Source organism: Streptomyces sp. NBC_00457 (assembly GCF_036014015.1).
Classification (GTDB): Bacteria; Actinomycetota; Actinomycetes; order Streptomycetales; family Streptomycetaceae; genus Streptomyces.
Map to the genome: position 1 here is coordinate 166,037 of NZ_CP107905.1, position 16,433 is coordinate 182,469.

At 68.0% G+C, this 16,433-nt stretch carries 12 protein-coding genes and 1 pseudogene; 7 read left to right on the plus strand and 6 right to left on the minus strand.

Features of this window, described 5'->3' with window-relative positions:
* Positions 1 to 86 precede the first annotated feature (86 nt).
* The 4 genes from OG828_RS00850 to OG828_RS00865 all read right to left on the minus strand — a co-directional run bounded on the left by OG828_RS00850 (position 87) and on the right by OG828_RS00865 (position 4,562).
* A complete protein-coding gene (locus OG828_RS00850) occupies positions 87 to 1,946 on the minus strand; it encodes an NAD(P)/FAD-dependent oxidoreductase (RefSeq protein WP_328499726.1) in 1,860 nt (619 codons plus the stop codon).
* 516 nt (positions 1,947 to 2,462) lie between these two features.
* A complete protein-coding gene (locus OG828_RS00855) occupies positions 2,463 to 2,762 on the minus strand; it encodes a hypothetical protein (protein ID WP_328499727.1) in 300 nt (99 codons plus the stop codon).
* Entirely contained in the window at positions 2,759 to 3,115 is a 357-nt protein-coding gene (locus tag OG828_RS00860; RefSeq protein ID WP_328499728.1) for a hypothetical protein, read from the minus strand. Before OG828_RS00860 ends, OG828_RS00855 begins: the two co-directional genes overlap by 4 nt.
* Positions 3,116 to 3,221: 106 nt before the next feature.
* The gene (locus tag OG828_RS00865; RefSeq protein ID WP_328499729.1) at positions 3,222 to 4,562 is read right to left on the minus strand and encodes a carotenoid oxygenase family protein; all 1,341 of its coding nucleotides are present in this window, start codon (positions 4,560 to 4,562) and stop codon (positions 3,222 to 3,224) included.
* Positions 4,563 to 4,631: 69 nt separating this feature from the next.
* Between OG828_RS00865 and OG828_RS00870 the strand changes: the two genes are divergently transcribed.
* Positions 4,632 to 5,273: a TetR/AcrR family transcriptional regulator gene (locus tag OG828_RS00870; protein WP_328499730.1), complete on the plus strand. Its 642-nt coding sequence runs from the start codon at positions 4,632 to 4,634 to the stop codon at positions 5,271 to 5,273.
* A 143-nt stretch (positions 5,274 to 5,416) separates the two neighbouring features.
* Here OG828_RS00870 and OG828_RS00875 read toward each other — a convergent pair.
* Positions 5,417 to 5,967: pseudogene (locus OG828_RS00875) on the minus strand (hypothetical protein); the annotation flags it as partial.
* Positions 5,968 to 6,938: 971 nt separating this feature from the next.
* Here OG828_RS00875 and OG828_RS00880 point away from each other — a divergent pair.
* The 3 genes from OG828_RS00880 to OG828_RS00890 all read left to right on the plus strand — a co-directional run bounded on the left by OG828_RS00880 (position 6,939) and on the right by OG828_RS00890 (position 10,200).
* Complete coding sequence (locus tag OG828_RS00880) at positions 6,939 to 7,751, plus strand: helix-turn-helix transcriptional regulator (RefSeq protein ID WP_328499731.1); 813 nt, start codon at positions 6,939 to 6,941, stop codon at positions 7,749 to 7,751.
* A 101-nt stretch (positions 7,752 to 7,852) separates the two neighbouring features.
* The gene (locus OG828_RS00885) at positions 7,853 to 8,836 is read left to right on the plus strand and encodes a DUF1702 family protein (RefSeq protein ID WP_328499732.1); all 984 of its coding nucleotides are present in this window, start codon (positions 7,853 to 7,855) and stop codon (positions 8,834 to 8,836) included.
* Between the two features lie 83 nt (positions 8,837 to 8,919).
* On the plus strand, positions 8,920 to 10,200 hold the full coding sequence (locus OG828_RS00890) for a cytochrome P450 (protein WP_328499733.1): 1,281 nt from the start codon (positions 8,920 to 8,922) through the stop codon (positions 10,198 to 10,200).
* A gap of 66 nt (positions 10,201 to 10,266) precedes the next feature.
* Here OG828_RS00890 and OG828_RS00895 read toward each other — a convergent pair whose 3' ends face one another.
* Positions 10,267 to 11,811 (minus strand): GMC family oxidoreductase, encoded by a 1,545-nt coding sequence (locus OG828_RS00895; protein ID WP_328499734.1) that lies wholly within the window; start codon positions 11,809 to 11,811, stop codon positions 10,267 to 10,269.
* A 244-nt stretch (positions 11,812 to 12,055) separates the two neighbouring features.
* Here OG828_RS00895 and OG828_RS00900 point away from each other — a divergent pair, with 244 nt between their 5' ends.
* Genes OG828_RS00900 through asnB form a run of 3 tightly spaced genes read left to right on the plus strand, consistent with a single transcriptional unit; the run spans position 12,056 to position 16,336 of the window.
* Entirely contained in the window at positions 12,056 to 12,895 is an 840-nt protein-coding gene (locus OG828_RS00900) for an SAM-dependent methyltransferase (RefSeq protein ID WP_328499735.1), read from the plus strand.
* Positions 12,896 to 12,904: 9 nt separating this feature from the next.
* Positions 12,905 to 14,455 (plus strand): GMC family oxidoreductase, encoded by a 1,551-nt coding sequence (locus OG828_RS00905; protein ID WP_328499736.1) that lies wholly within the window; start codon positions 12,905 to 12,907, stop codon positions 14,453 to 14,455.
* A 45-nt stretch (positions 14,456 to 14,500) separates the two neighbouring features.
* Complete coding sequence (gene asnB / locus OG828_RS00910) at positions 14,501 to 16,336, plus strand: asparagine synthase (glutamine-hydrolyzing) (RefSeq protein WP_328499737.1); 1,836 nt, start codon at positions 14,501 to 14,503, stop codon at positions 16,334 to 16,336.
* Positions 16,337 to 16,433 lie beyond the last annotated feature (97 nt).

Sequence of the window (16,433 nt, forward strand, 5' to 3'; positions counted from 1 at the left end):
GCCCGAACACCACGCAGTCGGATAAGGCTGGGTGTGAGGCCTCGAATGTGTTCCGTCGCACGCGGTCCACGCCCGGCACGGCCCGCTCAGCCGATCCCGGTCGGCGAGGCCGCGCTCCGGGGGGCCTCGACGCCGTCGAGCTCGGCCGGTTCGTCCACGGAGGGCACGAGCGCCGGAACCGGCGTCACGAGCTCTCGGTGCGCATCGAGTGCCGGCGCGGCGTGGCGCCAGTCACTGTTGTCGGCGAAGAAGACGTCGCGCAGGGCGGAGAAGCTGCGCCGCCACCCTTCGCGCGCCTCGCCCAGCACGAAGGCCGCACCGTCACGTGCGTACGTCATCAGCGGGAAGGTGCAGTTGTCCCGGTACACCGGGTCGCCGTGCATCCGGTACCACGTGACGTGGCGGGCACCGGGGATCAGCGTGAACGTCGCCGTGGCGGTCTTCTTGGGGTCGCCGAAGCCCATGTAAGGCGGCAGGAAGTCGATCGCGCGGAACCGGGCGAAGATGCGCTCGCTCGCCTCCCGGTGGGTGATCTGGCCTGCGATCGCGGCGTCCATGTCTGCGCGCGAGGCCCGCGCCATGTCGACGACGCCCGGCAGGTGGCTGCCAAGCACGCCCATGCGGCTCGGCTCGGTGGTCTTCTCCAGGTACGAGCGGTCCTTCGTCTTGTGGTAGCGCATCAGCAGCGACAGCGGACCGAACGTGCCGAGGAGGCTCCCCATCACCCAGTTGCGGTTCCACGCGTTCCAGGTGTCGTAGCTCGCGAACGAGTCGTACGACCCTGACACGATCGTGTCGTAGTGGTCGAACCCGCGGTTGACCACGTCCTCCATGAACTTGAACCGTTCGACCGCGTAGTCGTTCTCCTCGACGGCTTTGAGCAGCGACTCGGCGATCAGGTCGACCGCAGCGATGAGCACCGACATGCCGCTCGAGTAGAGCGGGTCGATGAACGCGGCCGCGTGCGGGAGTTGGATCAGGCGGGGCGCGATCAGGTGCGGCGAGGAGTACTGGATGCGGCCCGACCTGACCCACGGCCGTGCGGCGTTCGCCTCGGCGAAGTGCCGTGCAATCGTCGGGTAGGCGGAGATGATCCGGCGGAACTCCTCCTCCGGCGTCCCCTGCGGCTCAGGGTGCTTGCGCCGGTCGAGCATCAGGCCCACGCTGGTCAGCGGGTTAGTGGCGTCGCGGTGGTTGCTGAACGGGATGACCCACATCCAGCCGCCGTCAAAGACGTGATGCATGGTGGACTGACCGAGCGGCGAGATCAGGCCGCGCCGACCCTTGGGGTCCAACAGCAGATCCGCGCTCTTGACGCCCATCATGTGGGTGTAGATGGTGCGTGTGTCAGTACGGAAGCGCGGCACTTCGTCGCGCATGCCGAGCTGGTCGGAGACCATCGACCGCATGCCCGAGGCGTCGATCAGGAGCTTGGCGCGGTACGTCTCGCCGGAGGCCGCGCGCAGTTCGACCTCGTCGTCCCCGAAGGTGATGTCGGAGATGCGCGTCTGGGAGCGGAACGTCGCCCCGTACTTGACCGAGAGCGCCGCGAGGAAGGCATCGGTGTCCTGGCGGAACAGATGCGAGTCAGGGCCGACGGGCGGTGTCAGCGTCCCGAACTGGTTGATCTCCTCGGGGCGGTTCTCCTCGCCGTCACGGTGATACATGAAGCCGAAGGAGCGCTTCACCCCGCAATTACTGCTCACGTGTTTGCGCAGCTTGTGGAACGTGCCGATCCACCCGATCTCCGGGACGCCGTATTTGTTGGCGACGATACGCAGGCGTAGGCCGGTCTCCGGAATCAATGACTCGCCGATGGTGAACCTCGGATGGCTCGCTCCCTCAAGCAGGAGAGTCGAGACTCCGTGCCGGGCGAGGATGCACGCGAGCATCGAGCCGCCGATTCCCGACCCGAGGATTGCCACTTCATATCGCTGAGTGCCCATGGGTTCCCCATAATCGCGGTGTCCGTGGATGAGTATCCGTGAGAGCGCCTGCCCGCCGTCACCAGGATGGCCCCCGGACCTGCGTGGGGGCTTCTCTTGCCTTGCCGTCGCTAAGGCCGCCGGCGCCGAAACAGCGCAATCCTGAAGATGCCGAGCCTCGCAAAACCGGTCGAGGGCAGGAACGGAGAAGCAGACCTTGCGAATGCGTTTGATATTCGCCATTGACGACCGCGCCGCGCGGTCGCTATGCGTCGTTCCAGGAAGAACACATGCCCAATGCCGTCACCGAACCCTCGGTGATTCCCGGCCCGGAACATCTCCGTTCGTTAACCCCGATCATGCATGAGGGCCCGTCAGTTTGCTGATGAGCCCTTTCGTTGAGAGCGGAGATTTCGGCTCGTGGGCAGGTTGATGGCCCGGCTCTCGTGCCGGGTGGGCGCCGGTTTCACAGCCCCGGGGTGATGTTGTGCTCGTAGCACGCCGGCACGGATCGGCACGCGGAACGGCCCGGCGCCCTCAGACGTCGGGGCGTTCGGCTACCGGCTTTCGGTGAGCGGGCCAAGCGGCGTCGGTGGCCAGCAGCTCGCCGGTGATCTCCTCCAGACTGCGGCGCTTGGTCGCGAGTCCCATCCACAGGACCAGGCAGCCGCCAGGAGCAGCGGCACCGCGCCGACGACCGCGGTCACCGCGATCGAGGGAACGGTCGTGGCAACGACGGTCGCGATGATCAGCACCCTCGCCGAGTTTGGTCATGCTGGCCGCGAGGCCCGAACCGCGCGAGCGCAGCGCGACGAATGACAGCGTCGCCGGCTTCATGACGTCGATCGTGATCGCGATGGCGCGGACCACGAGCGGCGCGACGTGTTGAGCGCGTATCGGGGCGTCGTCGACGGCTGTGACACGGATACGCCGCGCCGACTTCTTGATTCTCGTCCCCGCGCGGGCAACACGCCGTACAGCACCGCGACCAGTCCGACGGCGATGAGCACCAATTCTGTGATCACGGCGGCGTTTCCGGCTGCATCCCGGACATGTGGTTCTGCATGTCGCGCGCCGAAGTTCATCGGCAGGTGCAGCGCGGCACCCGCTGTGCACGCGAGCACGCCGAACCAGAACACCGCAGGGTGCTCGAACTCCCCCCGGGCACGCCCGAGCACCCTCAGCGCCATGAGCATTCCTCACTGCCAGTCGAACACTTCTGAGCAGACTAAGGACCGCGGCGGCCCGCGCCTTCTTCCAAATTGACCCGATCGCGAAAAGGAGCCGCGGTGTCCGTCAGTCCGCGATCCACGCCGCGTGCAGACCGTGCGGCACTCGCACCGGCAGACGCACGACCGCTGCCGGCTCTCCAGTGAAGTCGGCCGTGTCCAGAACCACCAGTTCGCTGCGGTCGTCCGCCGCGTCGTAAACGAAGCTCAGCAGCCAGCCGTCCGCCTCGGCGGCGTCGGGACGGCGCGGTACGAACACCGCCTCGCCTGTTTCGTGGCCCGGCCCGAACCGGTGGGTCTCCGTACGGCCGCCAATGAGGTCGTGACGGAGGAGTCCGGGGCCGGCGAGGTACCCGCCGCTCTCGCACGGGGACATGGCGACAGCGAAGCCGTACCGATTGTGTGAGCCCTTATATCTGTCGTCGATCCTGGGGAACTCCTCGACGTACTCTTCGAGCTGTTCCTCGACGACCGTGCCGCTGCGCGGGTCGACCGTCCACCGCCAGAGCGTGGGAGCCGACTCGCCCGGCCGGAGCGGCTCGCGGTCGAAGACCCGCGCGTGGCGGACGAGGTGGATGACAATCCGGTTCGCGCGCTCGTAGGCGTTGACCGGATGGAAGACGTAGCAGGGATCGACATTCATCCAGAGCACATCGGGCGCATCGGCCTCGCGCGGCAGCACACCGATCCTGGCCTCGTGATCCGGTCGCCACCTGTACGGGACGCGCGAGCCGCCGGCTGCGGCGGCCGGATCATAGGCGACGGGGAGGTCGTAGAAGATCGCGTAGCGTTCGGTCAGCGAGAAGGCGTGCATCATCGGCGGACTCTTCACCGCGATCGGCAGCGTTCTGCGTACCGTGCCGTCCGCGCCGATGACGAGGTAGAGGACGTACGGCGGCTCGTGATAGTAGGCGACCGCGAACATCTCCCCAGTGAGCGGATCGATCTCCGGGTGGGCGGAGAACCCGGCCGAGAGCGTCCCGTCGAAGTCGACGCGGGCCGCGGTGGCCAGATCGGGGTCGATCTGGATCGGCAGCACACCCCCGTCGCCCAGCGCGAGGATTCGGCCCGCGTGCCGGACGAGGTTGCCCCCGGCGTCGTCAGACAGGCCGTGGCGCGGTCCCGGCGCGGGCAGCTCTCCCAGATGGGCGCAGACCCGGTCGGTCCGGAGCCATCTGTTTCGGTACCACTCCGCGCGTCCGTCCCGGATACGGATCGCGTGCACCATGGGCGCCCCCTCGAACGCGTGGCGACGCGCGTCGGGCACACCCAGAGGATTCGGTCCGATGCGGGCGAACGTGCCGTTCAGCTCGGGCGGCAGTGTGCCCATCACCTCCGGCTGGAACACGGTGGCCTCACGGGAGACCGGCCGGTAGCCGCCTACCTGGGTATACGGTGCGCCGCCCATCCCGCCTCCGTTACACATCGGCGTTACGTAACATTGTTACACTCACCCTTCTGTGCGACCATGTCAAGAGTGAGCCCTCGACAAGCCGACCCTGAAGTGAGCGCGAACCTGATCCTGGCCGCGGCTCGCCTGCTGAGCGAGGAGGGACCGAGCGCACTGTCCACCCGGCGGCTCGCCGCTGCCGTGGGCACCTCCACCACCGCGGTGTACACCCACTTCGGCGGCATGGACGATCTGGTCAGGGCCATGGTGCACGAAGGCTTCCGGCGTCTGAACGACCGGATGACCGAGGTCGCGCAGACCGACGACCCCGTCGCCGACGTCGCGGCGCTCGGATACGCGTACCGCGCCAACGCGATCGAGCATCAGTACCTGTACTCGATCATGTTCGGCGGAGCGAGCCTCGGCGGCTTCGCACTCTCGGACGACGAACGACAGCACGGCCGCTACACGCTGCAGACGCTGGTGGGTGCCGTGGACAGATGCATGGCGGCGGGCCGGTTCTGCGCCGACGACCCGACTCGCGTGGCGCACCATATGTGGATCGGGGTCCACGGGCTCGTCACGCTGGAACTCGGCGGATACCTCATCGAGCCCTACGACGCCGACGCCTGCTTCCAGACAGTGGTATGCAGCATGCTCGTGGGCGCCGGCGACGACGGCGACAAAGCGGCGGCGTCGATGAAAGCCGCTGGCGCGCGCCGTGGTTGAGCGGTGCGCTCAGCCCGGTCGGTTGCCGTGCTTGCACTCGACTAGGCCGACGCACGTGCCGCGCAGAAACCGAAGTGTGCGGGCCGAGGCCCCCGGGTCCCGACCGGGTCGATGACGTCGCCAACCAGCCCGCGCACCGCCGCCTAGGGCAGGCCTGTTAACGGTTCGGGAGTCCCGCAGTGTGCCCCTACCTGCGGCAGCATGAAGTCCAGGTCCTCACAACATGCGTCCAGCACCGCGCCGTGCCGGCCTGCGGGCCACTACCTCGACCTGGGCGGAAGACGACGCTGTGTGGACACCTCGCCCATTCCTGAGATGCGATCCGCGGCGCCGAGCAGTTGCCGGTGTCTTCCAGCCGGGCAGTGGGAATCGGGCAAGCTCCCATTCCAGCTAGTAACTGGAGGGGCGGGGACGACGGTCGAGAGCAAAGAGCAGATCCAGCAGAAAGCCGGATGCTGCCGGCGGCGCGGAGACGGGCCGCGAGCGAAGGCCCGTCGCGGTCGTTCTTGACCGAGCAGTAGAGGGAGTTGGCGGAGGCATCGAGCCACTCGCCCGTCTCGTGGAAGGCTTCATCGGCACCGAGCCGCGCCTTGCCGGCCAGGATCTGCCCGATGCCTCCGCCGAGCCGGTCGAGCACGATCCGGGCGCAGGCGAGGACGTACCGTTCGAAACCAGGCATTCCGGCGGTGCGAAAAACACGGGGCGGCTCCGGACGTAGAGGTCGTGCAGCGCCCGCAGGATTACACGGCGGGGAGGGACGTACAGCTGGACGAAGCGGTGACGCTGACGCTGGAAGCACTGGAGATGACGGTCGGTAACCTCGCCGTCCCCACAGCGCACGCGGCCGCGTATTTCGCGCCAGGTGTATACGGATCTCGGCCGGACGGCCGTTCCGGCTCGCCGTCGGTGGCGTTCACTCTGCCTCCCTGCCACGACTGAACGAGCCCGAGTAATGGGTTCACCAAACGGAATCACTCCCTCTCCCTTTCCTCACCGAAGGCGTCGGCACCGTGGCTTGTGAAGGCAGCCCTGATTTCCTCACCGGAATCACATATTCGGATTGCCCGGCCACGCCATTAGCCACTTGCCATTTGCGGTGATCGAATTGGACAGCGGCCCGATACGACTGCCCGCCGGGGTGGACAACCGGTCGCGGGCGCAAAGGAAGAGGGCTCGCCACCACCGCCCGCCTCCGGCATCGAGGCCTCGGTCGGCCTCTCCAAGCGCAGCGGCGCTTGCACGCCGCTACGCGCATCCGGGGACGCTGCGCGCCGCACGGGGCGCAGCTCGCACAACGGCACCGCACACCGGCGGCCCGGGGCACCCCGACAGGTCTCCCGCTTCCCGGAGACCACCTTCGTCTCTCATGAAGTGGCTCCGGAGCCAGCTCGGCGAACCGCGCGTCCTGATCCAAGCGCGCCACGAGCCCGGCAGCAACTCGCGGTGCTCGCAAAACAATCTGACCAAATGTCACATAGGACACTCCGGTAAATCGCTTCACAAGAACCACCTGAATACCCCGACGGTGCAAATCCGATACAGGCAACTTCAAAGAAGTGTTGTCGCGCGTGACATGCGCATCATCGAACCGCATCTCAGAGGCTGCCCTGGATGGGATCAGCGGCCGATCACGGGGTAGCCGCATCGAGACAACGGGGGCTCCATATGGAGGTATCGAGACTGGCGGTCGAACGCGCGATAACGACGATGTGGGATCACTACAGTGAACCACTGTCCTTAGACGAGATTGCCGACACCGCCGTATTAAGCAAGTTCTACTTTTCGCGGGTTTTCCGCTCTCTCACGGGCACGTCGCCGGGGCGCTTCCTGACCGCGATCCGCCTCTACAGCGCGAAGAACTTGCTGCTGGAGACGTCGCAGAGCGTAACTGACATCTCCTATCAGGTGGGCTACAACAGCCTAGGAACGTTCACCACCCGGTTCACTCGGAGCGTCGGTGTCTCGCCGACCCGCTTCCGGTCGCTGTCACACAGCGGCCTGCCGCCACTTCCGCGCTTCGAGACGGACGCGGGCCGCCGATCCGGCGCGGTGCAGGGCACGGTGGTGCTGCCACCGAGCAGCACGCCGCTGCGCGTCTATGTCGGCGCATTCGGCAGCCCCATCGTCGAGGGGATGCCAGTCTCCTGCGACATCCTCGAGAGCCCCGCCTACGGCTGCCGAGTGCTGAAGTACCAACTGAGCGGAGTGCCCGTCGGTCAGTGGTACGTGCGCGCGGCCGCGGTGGCGGTGCGCTGGGTCGACGTCGACCCGCGCCCGTGGGCCCGCTATCCCCTCTTAGTGGGCGCGGGCAAGCCGATCGCCGTGCGGGCCGACCAGAACGTCAATCTCCGCATCCCGATGCGCGCCGTGGACAAGACCGACCTGCCGATCCTGCTGGCGTTACCAGAGCTCGACAACCGGCTCCTTCCCGAGCCGAACCCGGCGCCTCAGCGGGCCCCGGAGACCGCAGCGCGTTGACGCGGCGTCATGACGGCAACCAGAGAGTAGGCGCGCCAACCGGCGGGTTGACACGATCCCACTCAGATCTCCAGGTATCGATCCGCCCAGAGGAGAGAACGATGGCCAGTGGTTGGCGAGCGCTCAGAAGGCGGGTTCTGACGCCGAGCACGTCGGAGGCGAGTCTTTCGGTCCGTGGCTTCCACGTAAAGAGCCCGCCCGCGCGGCAGATGCTGGAGACGGTCGGCGAGACCTTCCTCACCGGGTACGCGTATGCCGCCGAGGCGCGCGTGCCGGCGGAGGCCGAGGAGCGTCTCGAGGAGTTGCCGTGGCAGTTCCGCGGTTTCGCCTACGAGGGCGCAGGCATGGGCTTCGCGATACGCGACGGCCTCCCGTTCGGAGGCCGCAACGTGAGCCGGTTCCTTGAGGGCAGGGCCAGGGACCATGTGTACATGGTCTACGTCGGGGTGGGCTGGGCCATGGCCCGACTGCCGCGGTTCCGATGGGCGAAGGTGTCCGCAGCCGCCGCTGATCCGCTGCTGCGCTGGCTCGTCCTCGACGGGTATGGATTCCACCAGGCCTACTTCCACACCGACCGGTACGTGCGCCGGCAGTATCAGGAGCCGAACTTCCCCTGGCCGGCGGGCGGCCCGTCCTCGTACGCGAGCCGGGTGATCGACCAGGGCATAGGGCGGGCGATCTGGTTTGTCGGCGGAGCCGACCCTGAGATGGCCGCCGACCTGATCGACGCGTTCGACGAAACCCGGCGGGCCGACCTCTACAGTGGCGCCGGCCTCGCCGCGACGTACGCGGGTGGGGTGGACAAGGAGGAACTGCAGGCCTTCATGCGGCGCGCCGGAAACCACATGCCGCAGGTCGCGCAGGGTGCTGTGTTCGCCGCAACCGCCCGGCTCCAGGCCGGCCTTGTGACGGCGAACACCAGGCTGGCGACCGACCTGCTCTGCGGCGTCACGCCGGCTCAAGCGGCCGACCTGGCCGACACCAGCCGCACCGAGCCTTTCGGCGACTCCGACGTCCCCACCTACGAACTCTGGCGGCAGCGCATCACCTTGGGGCTCGCCGAGCTCCGGCGGGCCGTTTCGTGACGACCATGAGGCCTGCGGTCAGGCGGGCCGGCCGTCGGATCCCGGGGCCGCCGCGTGCCTCCACACTCCCCATCCTCGCCAGGATGGTGCGGAGCCGTCTCGATGTCATGGCGTGGGCCGCCGCCGAGTACGGCGATGCTGTTCGTCTGCCTCTGGGCCCCAAGACGCTCTACTTCTTCAACCACCCCGACCACGCCAAGCACGTCCTGGCCGACAACGCCGAGAACTACACCAAGGGTCTCGGCATGATCCACGCCCGGCGCGCCCTCGGGGACGGCCTACTCACCAGCGACGGCGAGGTCTGGCGCGGGCAACGCAAGACGATCCAGCCGGTCTTCCAACCGAAACGGATTGCCGGCCAGCTCGGCGCCATCAGCGACGAGGCAGAGCGGCTGGCCGCGCGGCTCAGCACGCAGGTCGGCCAGGGCCCGGTGGACATGCGCGCCGAGATGACCGCGTTCACCCTCGGCGTGCTGGGGCGCACACTGATCGACGCTGACCTCGGCGAATTCGAGTCGCTCGGCGACTCGTTCGAGGCCGTCCAAAACCAGGCGATGTTCGACGCCATCACGCTGGGCACGGTGCCGCTGTGGCTTCCGCTGCCCCTGCAGATGCGCTTCCGGCGGGCGAGACGGGATTTGCAGCGCGTTGTCGACCGGCTGGCCGCCGATCGCGCCGCACGGCCCGCAGGCGACGATGTCGTCTCTCGGCTGATCGAGTCGGTCCGCCATGAACCCGACCGACGCGTCGGACGGGTACGTATGCGCGACGAGCTGGTCACCCTGCTGCTCGCCGGCCACGAGACCACGGCCAGCACACTGAGCTGGGCGTTCCATTTGCTCGACGAGCACCCGGAGGTGTGGGAGCGCCTGCACAACGAGGCCGTCGCGGTGTTCGGACACGGGCCGTTGACCATCGAGAGCATGCACGGGCTCACGTATACGACGCAGGTTCTCGACGAGGTCATCCGCCTCTATCCCCCGGTCTGGCTGCTGCCGCGCATCGCCCGCGCGGATGACGAGATCGGCGGATTCCCCGTCGGCGCCGGCTCCGACGTGCTGCTCTGCCCGTACCTGCTCCACCGGCACCCGTCGTTCTGGACGCAACCCACGCGCTTCGATCCGGAGCGGTTCACCCCCGCCGCGTCGGCGGGCAGGAACCGCTACTCCTACATCCCGTTCGGCGCGGGACCGAGGTTCTGCGTCGGCAACAGCCTCGGCATGATGGAGGCCACCGTCGTACTCGCCACGGTTGCACGCGATCTGCGTCTGACGAAGGTACCCGGATACCGGGTGGCCGGTGAGGCGATGCTGACCCTGCGCATCCGCGGCGGCTTGCCGATGACGGTGCGCGCGGTGACCTGACGGGGCTTCGCAGACACGGAACCGGCCGGAGCGGATCATCCGCTGCGGCCGGTTCGTGCCGTGCGGCTACGCGCGCAGCCAGTCCGCCGTACGCTCGCCGATCATGATCGAGGTGAGGTTTGTGTTCGCGCGGACGGTGTTGGGCATCACCGAGGCGTCGCAGACATACAGGGACTGGAGCCCATGCACCGCGCACCGCTCGTCGACGACGGTCGAGGGATCCTCCGCCGGCCCCATGCGCACCGTCCCCACCGGGTGGTAGGCGCTGTCGATGCTCGTCTTGACGTACTGCCGGATCATGTCGTCGTTGTCGATCACCGCCTCGCGCAGGACGACGAAGCCTTGCGCCAGCCCGCGGATGCCCGGATGGTTGGCCAGGCGCCACGAGGTGCGCACGCCCTCTACGAGCAGGTCGAGCTCCCGGCCGCCGTCTGCAAGGAAGTTCAGCTCGATCCGCGGCGGTGCCAGCGGGTCCGTGGAGGTCAGCGCGAGTGTTCCGCGGGAACGCGGCCGCTGCGACACGACCATGACGCCGAGGATCATCGTCGTTCCCGAGAGCATCTGGAGCTCAGGGAAGTGCGCCAGGTCGAAGTGGTTCACCATGTAGTACTGCAGGTCGTTCGTCTCGTCGGAGCCCGTCGCGGTGGTGCGCAGGATCTCCTGTAGGAACGGGCCCGACGGGTCGCAGACTCCGGGGCGCGGCGCGAGGAACGCGCCGGTCCGCTGGTGGTCGACGAGGTTCGCGCCGACGCCCGGCAGGTCGGCGCGGCTGTCGATGCCAAGCCGTCGCAGCTCCGCGGCGGGACCGATGCCGGATCGCATGAGGATCATCGGCGAGGCCACGGCGCCGGCCGCAAGGATCACACGCCGCGCGCTGATCGTCTCGTACGCGCTGCCGGCCACCGAGGCCGTGACGCCGACCGCGCGCGCCCCCTCGAACACGATCCGGTCGACGACCGTATGGGCCCTGATGTCCAGGTTGGGGCGGCCCCGTGCTGGCGTCAGGTAGGCCATCGCGGTGGTGACCCTGTCCACCCGGTCACGTCGGTTCGATGGGATCGGGCCGACGCCGGTCGCCTCGGGATGGTTGTGGTCCTTGGCCTCGGGGAAGCCCGCTTCGAGGCAGGCCTCGACGAAGGCGACCTGCCCCGGCACCAGCTCGTCCGCGCGCCAGCGGCGGATCGGGTAGGGGCCGCCCTGGCCGTGGTACTCGCCGCCGAAGTCGAGGTCGTCCTCCAGGCGTCGGAAGTACGGGAGCACCTCGCGCCAGGACCACGCCGGGTTTCCGGCCCGCGCCCACTCGTCGTAGTCCGCGGGAACACCGCGCAGCGCGACTGTGGCGCCGACGGCCGAGGAGCCGCCGGTCACCTTCCCGCGCGGAAAGCGGATCCTGCGCCCTTCGTGGATGTCCGCCTTGAACTCCCAGTCGTGGTCCTGAAAGGACATCGCGTTGCCGGTGCGGATGTCGTCAGGTGTCTCCTGCGACGTCAGATAGTCGGGGCCGGCCTCGATGAGAAGCACACGGCGCGACGCGTCCTCACTCAGTCGCGCGGCGAGCACGGCGCCAGCCGACCCGGCGCCGACGACGATGTCATCGTATTGAGGCGTCATTCATGATCCTCGCTGACATGGGCTGCGGGAAGCGCGACGCGACACGGGCACACGTCGCCAGGGACGCAGGTTCTGAATCCCTCTCGTCAAGCGTCGCGTCGGCGGCCTCGGCGGACTACTCCGGAGTTGCCCGGCACTGTTCGCCCGCGGGGCACGGAGCGAGAAGCGCCGGCGTGCCCGCGGCGTCACTCTGGTCTCGACAACGCCGCGAGCTCCGGTGCCGTGGCTCGAAGGAGGCTGCAGCATGTCAGAGAACCCATCGACGGCAACACGTCTTGAGGAGGCGCCGGTCGGGGTGAACGCCATGATCCCCAATACGGCGCGGATCATGGACTACCTGCTCGGCGGGACCGCGAACTTCGCGTCTGACCGCGCCGTCGGCGACAACGCGTTCGTCAACTGGCCGGGTGAGCCCGGCGGTGTCGAAGGAGTGCGCATCGACCTCCACGCGGCGCGCAACGCCCTCGGGCGCATCGTCGGATACCTCGCGGGCGAGTGCGGGATACGGCAGTTCCTTGACTTGGCCACCGGGCTGCCGACCATGGGCAACACGCACGAGGCCGCGCGCGCGGTCGCGCCCGGCTGCCGCGTCGTCTACGTCGACAACGAGCCCTCTGTGGCGTCCCACGGGCAACACCTGCTTGCCTCCGACCCGGACACCGTCTTCCTCGACGCGGACTTCCGCGATCCACAGGACATCCTGCGCAGGGCCGCCGCGACGCTCGACTTCTCCCAGCCCGTCGGGCTCATTCTGTTCGGCGTGCTCCATTTCATCGACGACGCCGACGGGCCCGAGCGGATCCTGGCCGAGCTGCTCGCCGCCGTTCCCTCCGGCAGCTATCTGGCGCTCTCCCACTTCGCCAAGGACGACGAGGACACGGCGTTGAACGCGATGCTGACTGAAATGGACAAGCAGACGGGCGATTCCGTGGTGCGCCGGACCCGATCCGATGTCTCGCGGTTCTTCGACGGCATGGATGTCGTGCCGCCCGGAGTGGTGGAGACGGAGCTCTGGCGGCCGCCGCAGGGCGCCTCGGGGCCCAAGCCGCTGCCCATGTGGTGCGGCCTCGCCCGCAAGCGGTGAGGGGCGGGCATGTCGGCACCGGAGATCTATGACGACATCATCGTGGGGGCAGGCAGTGCCGGCGCCGTGCTGGCCGCCCGCCTCAGCGAGGACCCCGGCCGGCGGGTGCTGCTGGTCGAGGCCGGGCGGCACTACGCCACGCAGGCGAGGACCCCGGACGACATCCTGGACGCCAACGCGATGTCGCTCGTGAAGCACAGCTGGGGGTTCACTACTCAGCTCACGCGCAACCGCCGCGTCATGTTTCCGCTCGGGAAGGTCACCGGCGGCTCCTCGGCCGTGGGCAATACGGTCGTGATCAGGGGAACGCCGCAGGACTACGACGAGTGGGCGCAGCACGGCAACCCGCTGTGGGGCTGGGAGCACGTACTCCCGGTTTTCCGCGCGCTCGAGGACGATCTGGACTTCGGCGACCGTGACGTCCACGGCCGCGGCGGGCCGGTGCCCGTCAGGAGGTGGCGCCCCGAGGAACTGACGGACGTTCAGCAGGCGTTCCTCGAGGTCTGTCTCGCTGCCGGCCACCCGTGGGCCGAGGACCACAACCACCCCGAGTCGACCGGCGTCGGACCGATCCCGTCGAATCGGCGCGATCCGCGGATCCGCGTGTCGACGGCGATGTCGTACCTCTGGCCGGCGAGCACGCGGGAGAATCTCACGATCCTGCCCCACGCCCTCGTCGACCGGGTCCTGTTCGAGGGAGAGCGCGCGGCGGGCGTGGTCCTGTTCGCAGACGGCGGCCCGTATCAGACGATCCGTGCGCGGAGGGTGATCCTGGCGGCCGGGGCGGTCGCATCGCCGGCGATCCTGCTCCGCTCGGGGATCGGGCCCGCGGAGGACCTGCGCGCGCTGGGCGTGCCCGTGCGGGCGGACCTGGCCGGCGTGGGTGCGGGGCTGACTGACCAGCCGCGCATCGGCGTGTTCATGACGCCCAAGCCGGGCTACGAGAACGAGGGCAAGTCGACCGGGCAGATCGTGACCCGCACGACCGACGACCGGTTCAACGACCAGTACTACGCGATGGTCAACCGCTTCGATCTCACGCTCCACTTTCCCGAATTGCGGCGGGTCGCCGGGGCCAGGGCGGTGTTCGGCGTGATGGTCGTGCTCCGTCGGCAGCACTCGCGCGGCCGGGTCACCCTCGCGTCGTCGAGCCCGTACGCTGCTCCCCGCGTCGACCTGGGGTATCTCTCCGACGAGCGCGACTACCGTCTGCTCGCGGAGGGCGTCAGGGGCTGCTGGGAGTTGGCGCGCTCACCGAAGATCTTCAACAAGGGTGAGCAGCTGGTCGGGCTGGACGAGCGCGTCATGGACGACGACGAGGCCCTGCGCGACTACATCGAGAGGGCTGTGGACAGCGCCTACAACCCGGTGGGCACCGTGCGCATGGGGCCGGCTGACGACCCGGGGGCGGTTGTCGATCAGCGCTGTGCGGTGTACGGGGTCGAGAACCTCCATGTTGTGGACGCGTCGATCATGCCCAGCATGGTTTGCGCCAACACGCACCTGAGCGTCGTCATGATCGGTGAACGGGCGGCCGCACTGTTGCGCGGCTCCGCGTGATTCGAAGCAGGACCGAACCTTTTGATTGCCACAGGAGGCGGGCAGATGTGCGGAATTACCGGCTGGGTGGCGTTCGACCGCGACCTCACGCGCGAGCGCAAGGTCCTGGATGCGATGACCGAGACCATGGAGTGCCGGGGTCCTGACGCCTGCGGCACGTGGGTCGACCGGCACGCCGCTCTCGGCCACCGGAGGCTGGCCGTGATCGATCTGGCCGGCGGGGTGCAGCCGATGACCGCACACACCGAACAGGGCGATGTGACGCTCGTCTACAGCGGCGAGGTCTACAACTTCGTCGAACTGCGCGAGGAGCTGACCCGGCAGGGAGAGCGCTTCACCACTTCCAGCGACACAGAAGTGGTCCTGCGCGGCTACCTGCGCTGGGGAGCGGCGCTGGCCGATCGGATCAACGGTATGTATGCGTTCGCCATCTGGGACGCGCGGGACCAGAAGCTCGTGATGATCCGCGACCGCATGGGGATCAAACCGTTCTACTACTACCGAACGCCCGACGGCGTCATCTTCGGTTCGGAGCAGAAGGCCATCCTGGCCAACCCGCTCGCCAAACGCGTGGTGGACGCAGATGGGCTGCGCGAGACACTGTCATACGCCTTTACGCCGGGACACGCGATCTGGACGGACATACGGCAAGTGGAGCCCGGCACCATGGTCACCGTCGACGACGCCGGCGTGCACGAGCGCACCTATTGGCGGATGGAGACCCGGCCGCACACCGACGACGTGGACACCTCCGTCGGTCGGGTTCGCGAACTCCTGGACGACATTGTGCGGCGGCAGCTCGTCGCCGACGTGCCACGCTGCGTGCTGCTGTCCGGCGGGCTCGACTCCGGCACGCTCACCGCGCTGGCCGCGGCCCATCTCGGCGGCGAGCGGGTGTCGACATTCGCGGTCGACTTCATGGGTCAGGCAGAGAACTTCAAGCCGGACGACCTGCGCGACACCCCGGACACACCGTTCATCCGCGACGTCGCCGAACATGTCGGCTCGGAGCACACCGACATCGTGCTCGACCCGAAGGCGCTGGCCGACCCCGACGTCCGCAAGGCCGCGCTCATCGCGCGGGACACGCCGATGGGGGTCGGCGACATGGACTTCTCGCTGTACCTGCTCTTCAAGTCGATTCGTGAGAAATCGACCGTCGCCCTGTCCGGCGAGGCGGCGGACGAGATATTCGGCGGGTACAAGCACATGCATATCCCCGCCATCCAGAGCGCACGCGCGTTTCCGTGGATAGCCGTCAGCGTGGGCCCGTTCGACAAGGACGCCACCGGGCTGAACCCGCAACTGGTGTCGCAACTGAAACTCGAAGAGTATCGGCTGGACAGGTACGAAAGCGCCGTCGGGGAAGTCGGGCGGCTCGACTCCGAGGACGACTTCGAGTACCGCATGCGGGTCATGATCTATCTGCACCTGACCCGCTTTATGCGGTACATGCTCGACCGCAAGGACCGAATGAGCATGGCAGTCGGACTGGAGGTCCGGGTGCCGTTCTGCGACTATCGGCTCGTCGAATACGTCTACAACGCGCCCTGGTCGTTGAAGACCTACGACGGCAGGGAGAAGAGCCTGCTGCGTGGAGCGATTAAAGAGATGCTTCCGGAGTCGGTCGCTTGGCGGCCGAAGAGCCCGTATCCGTCGACTCAGGATCCCTATTACAGCCGGGAGCTCCAGCTACAGGGCAAGGAATTGCTGACGCGCCGCGATCACGAAGTGTTCGAGTTGGTGGACCGGGGCTGGCTCAAGGCTGCGACGGAGCGCGACCCGGCCGCGATGGACCGGCTGACGCGGCTGGGCCTGGAGCGGGCCCTCGACCTCGACGTGTGGCTGGACGTCTACCACCCCGAACTCAGGCTTCCATAACGCCGGTCGACGCGATCGGCGAGGCGACCAGGGATGCTGCGCCGCGTCCGGAACCCGCCCCGGTCTTTGCGTAGCCGGCCCGCGACGGTCACCGGCC

Coding starts and splice junctions, on each gene's coding strand:
- OG828_RS00850 (WP_328499726.1), bottom strand. CDS start 1,946: ATGGGCACTCAGCGATATGAAGTGGCAATCCTCGGGTCGGGAATCGGC.
- OG828_RS00855 (WP_328499727.1), bottom strand. CDS start 2,762: ATGAAGCCGGCGACGCTGTCATTCGTCGCGCTGCGCTCGCGCGGTTCG.
- OG828_RS00860 (WP_328499728.1), bottom strand. CDS start 3,115: ATGGCGCTGAGGGTGCTCGGGCGTGCCCGGGGGGAGTTCGAGCACCCT.
- OG828_RS00865 (WP_328499729.1), bottom strand. CDS start 4,562: ATGGGCGGCGCACCGTATACCCAGGTAGGCGGCTACCGGCCGGTCTCC.
- OG828_RS00880 (WP_328499731.1), top strand. CDS start 6,939: ATGGAGGTATCGAGACTGGCGGTCGAACGCGCGATAACGACGATGTGG.
- OG828_RS00885 (WP_328499732.1), top strand. CDS start 7,853: ATGGCCAGTGGTTGGCGAGCGCTCAGAAGGCGGGTTCTGACGCCGAGC.
- OG828_RS00890 (WP_328499733.1), top strand. CDS start 8,920: ATGGTGCGGAGCCGTCTCGATGTCATGGCGTGGGCCGCCGCCGAGTAC.
- OG828_RS00895 (WP_328499734.1), bottom strand. CDS start 11,811: ATGACGCCTCAATACGATGACATCGTCGTCGGCGCCGGGTCGGCTGGC.
- OG828_RS00900 (WP_328499735.1), top strand. CDS start 12,056: ATGTCAGAGAACCCATCGACGGCAACACGTCTTGAGGAGGCGCCGGTC.
- OG828_RS00905 (WP_328499736.1), top strand. CDS start 12,905: ATGTCGGCACCGGAGATCTATGACGACATCATCGTGGGGGCAGGCAGT.
- asnB (WP_328499737.1), top strand. CDS start 14,501: ATGTGCGGAATTACCGGCTGGGTGGCGTTCGACCGCGACCTCACGCGC.